We start from the raw sequence: 3,586 nt of genomic DNA on the forward strand, positions 1-3,586 counted from the left end.
GCGAACGCATCGGGCTCGTCGCTCGCGAACCACGGGCCTTGGTCGGAATAGACCTCGTCGATCGGCTCGAAGCGCATCGGCTGGGCGTTGGCATAGTCGAGCCGCAATTTCCCGCGGCTGACGCCGATCCGCGCCGCGACCAGCGCCTCGTCGGGGGCATGGCCCAATTCCGCAGCCAGCGCCGCAACGGTCTGCGCATAGACCCGCTTGCGCTGCATCGCCCCGCGCGTCAGCGTCGCACTGCGCCGCAGCGCATCGATCATCGACCCGCGCACCCGCGTGACGAGATATTGCTCGAACGTCACTTGCCCGCGTTCCTCGAAACTGTTCGCCGCCTCGACCAACGCAACCAGCCCGATCTGCACCAGATCCTCGACTTCGACCGCCGAGGACATGCTGCCATGCACGTGCCACGCGATCCGCCGCACCAGCGGGAGGTGCTTCTTCGCCAGCAAGTTAAGATCAGGCGCGGCGGTGCGGCCATAGGTCAGCGGCATCGCCTCGGCGAAGGCGGCGAAATGGGGCTGGGCGGTCATGCGGGGAGGGCTCCGGGGGCGCCGATCACGGCAACGACTTCGACCGATTTGTCTTCGGGCACTTCGAAGAAGCTCATCACCGGAAGGTCGGGCAGGCAGGTCTTGACCAGTTTGCGGATCGCGAGGCGGATCGCGGGCTGCACGACCAAAGCGAACGGCTTGGCCTCGTCGATCAACGGCTGCGCCGCGCGTTGCAGCGCCTCGACGATGCGGCGGCCGAGATCGGGCTCGATCGTGTGGCGGCGCGACGGATCGTTGCGCAGCGCCTGGCCGAGCAACCCTTCGAGCTGGCCTTCCAGCGTCATCACGCGCAGCGGCTCGCGCACGCCGCACAATTTGCCGATGATCAGCCCGCCGAGATCGGGACGGATCGCCTCGATAATATCCTCGGCATCGAGCGTCTTCTGCGCGGCGACCGCGATCGCAGCCGCGATCCGGCGGAATTCCTTCAAGGGGATATTCTCCGCCAGCAGCCCGCGCAGCACTTGCGTCAGCGTGGTCAGCGGCAGCGGATTGGGCGAGAGCGAGGCGACCAATTGCGGGTTGCGCTCCTTGAGCCCATCGAGCAGCGCCTGCACATCGTCCGCGCCAAGCAATTCGGCGGCGTGAACACTCAGCTGATGATTGAGGTGCGTCGCCACCACCGTGCCCGGATCGACCACGAGATAGCCCGCCCCCGTCGCCGCATCGGCATCGCCCGCCGCGATCCACACCGCATCGAGGCCAAAGGTCGGGTCCTTGGCGCGCTTGCCCATCAACCCGCCGACCGCTTGCCCCGTATCGAGCGCGAGCATCTCGTCGGGCGACACGCTGTCTTCGCCGACGACGACGCCGCCGACCAGGATACGATAGGCATAGGGTGCCAGGTTGATATCGTCGCGCACGCGGACTTGCGGGATGACGAAACCCATATCCTTCGACAGCTGCCGCCGCACGCCGGTGATCCGCCCCATCAGCGGCGCACCGCGGCGTTCGTCGACCAGCGGCACCAGGCCATAGCCGATGTCGAGATTGACTTGCATCGTGTCGGCGACTTCGTCCCAGCCGATCTTGGCATAATCGATCGGCTCGACCGGCACGGTGACAACCGGCGGTGGGCGCAGCGCCGCCTGCCGCATCCGCCACGCGGCGAACCCGGCGAGCGCGGCCGCCGGCAGGATCACCAGATGCGGCATCCCCGGCATCACGCCGAGCAAGGCAAGGATGATCGCGACCGGCGTCCACGTCCGCGCCGAGCCGAACTGGCTGCCGATCTGCCCCGCCAAATCCATGCTCGAAGTCACGCGCGTCACGATCGCCGCCGCCGCGATCGACAGCATCAGCGACGGAATCTGCGCGACGAGCGCATCGCCGATCGCGAGCAGCACATAGTTATGCGCGGCATCGGCAATCGTCATGCCGTGGCTGACGGGTCCCAGGATCAGCCCGCCGATAATATTGGCGAACAGGATCAGCAGCCCCGCGACCGCATCGCCCTTCACGAACTTCGACGAACCGTCCATCGACCCGTAGAAATCGGCTTCGGTCGCGACTTCGATCCGGCGCGCCTTGGCTTCTTCGGGGGTGATCAGCCCGGCGTTCAAATCGGCGTCAATCGCCATTTGCTTGCCCGGCAGCGCGTCGAGCGTGAAGCGCGCGGAAACTTCGGACACGCGCCCCGCGCCCTTGGTCACCACGATCATGTTGATGATCACCAGGATCGCGAAGACGAACAAGCCAACGACATAGTCGCCGCCGATCAGGAAGGTGCCGAACGCCTCGATCACATGGCCCGCAGCCCCCTCGCCCTCATGCCCATGCACCAGCACGACGCGCGTCGAGGCGACGTTCAAGGACAGGCGAAACAGCGTCGCGAACAGCAAGACCGTCGGGAAGGCCGAGAAATCGAGCGGCTTCTGCGCGTTGAGGCTCACCATCAGCACCGCAAGGCTGATCGTGATGTTCATGATGAAGAACACATCGAGCATCGCCGCCGGGATCGGCACGACCATCAGCACGACCAGCAGCAGAATCGCGACCGGCAAAGCGGCCGAGCGGAGCAGCGGCAAGATCCCGCCGGATTTCAGCGTATTCGACGTCAAAGCAATTGCCACCCGCTACGCTCCCAGGCTCGCCAGCATCATGTACGCCAGCCGCGCCGTGCTCGGCGTCGGGCGGAACAGGCTCGCGGTTTCGATCCGGCCCGCCTGCCCCGCCGGCCCGTTCAGCCGTTCGAGCGTCGATTGCGCCCACACCGCCGCATCGGCGGTCGAATCCTCCCCATTGCCGGGAATGACGTCCGCACCCCATTCGCCCAGCCGCGTCGCCGTCAGACCCGCGCGCGCGGCCGGCAGGCTCGCCCCGTCGACGCTCTTTTCGAGCTTGGCACCAAAGCGGCTGTAGATTTCGGACAGCGAGCGCGCGCCGCCGCTCGCGTCGAAGAAGATGCTGCGATTGGCGTGCGCGGCCGCCGGGAACATCGCCGCGCCCGAACGATCGGGCGCAGCTTGCATCGCGGTGAGGAACGAGCGCGCGCCGCCAAGGCCGAGGAAATGCGCCATGTACAGATCGGTGCCGGTCGCGGTGCGCCCGGTCGCGGTTTCCAGCGCGCTCTTATTGTCGCTGGCATGTTCGGCCGCCATCAGCGAGGCGGCGCCCGGGTCCTTGCGCAAATCGAGGATCGCCTTGCGCATCGCGGGGTCTGCCACCGTCGCGCGGCCACTCGCCGTTGTCGTAATCGCGTTCGCCGCCCAGCCAAGCCCGTGTTCGGCACCATGCGCCTTGACCACGCGCAGCCAGCTTTGGTCGATGAACTGATACAGACCGCGCGCGCTCGACGTGCCGGCGCGCGCATCGGCGCGTAAGCCGCTTTCGAGCTTGGCCTGGCCGAGCAGATAGTTGAAGTCGATCCCGGTCTTCTGGCTGGCATTGGCGATGGCATTGCGCACCGCGCCGCCGCCAAGGCTCTTCGCCTCGTTGACCGCCCCGTTCAGGATCGTGAGTGGATTGAAAGGCATCGGTCCCCGGCTGTGTCGCCCTTGTTCAGGCTAACATCAGCAAGAGCCGTGCCA

General features: G+C 66.6%; 3 protein-coding genes. All 3 read right to left on the reverse strand.

The window, feature by feature from the left end; translation table 11 throughout:
- A partial coding sequence (locus ABWP09_RS13980) for a sigma-70 family RNA polymerase sigma factor (protein ID WP_353205732.1) occupies positions 1 to 536 on the reverse strand: 536 nt, incomplete at its 3' end.
- Complete coding sequence (gene flhA, locus ABWP09_RS13985) at positions 533 to 2,584, reverse strand: flagellar biosynthesis protein FlhA (protein ID WP_353205734.1); 2,052 nt, start codon at positions 2,582 to 2,584, stop codon at positions 533 to 535. The genes ABWP09_RS13980 and flhA, both read right to left, overlap by 4 nt.
- A 48-nt stretch (positions 2,585 to 2,632) precedes the next feature.
- Positions 2,633 to 3,532, reverse strand: a complete 900-nt coding sequence (locus ABWP09_RS13990) for a lytic transglycosylase domain-containing protein (RefSeq protein WP_353205733.1) — start codon at positions 3,530 to 3,532, stop codon at positions 2,633 to 2,635.
- Positions 3,533 to 3,586: the final 54 nt, after the last annotated feature.

The organism is Sphingomonas sp., assembly GCF_040398505.1.
Lineage (GTDB): Bacteria > Pseudomonadota > Alphaproteobacteria > Sphingomonadales > Sphingomonadaceae > Sphingomonas.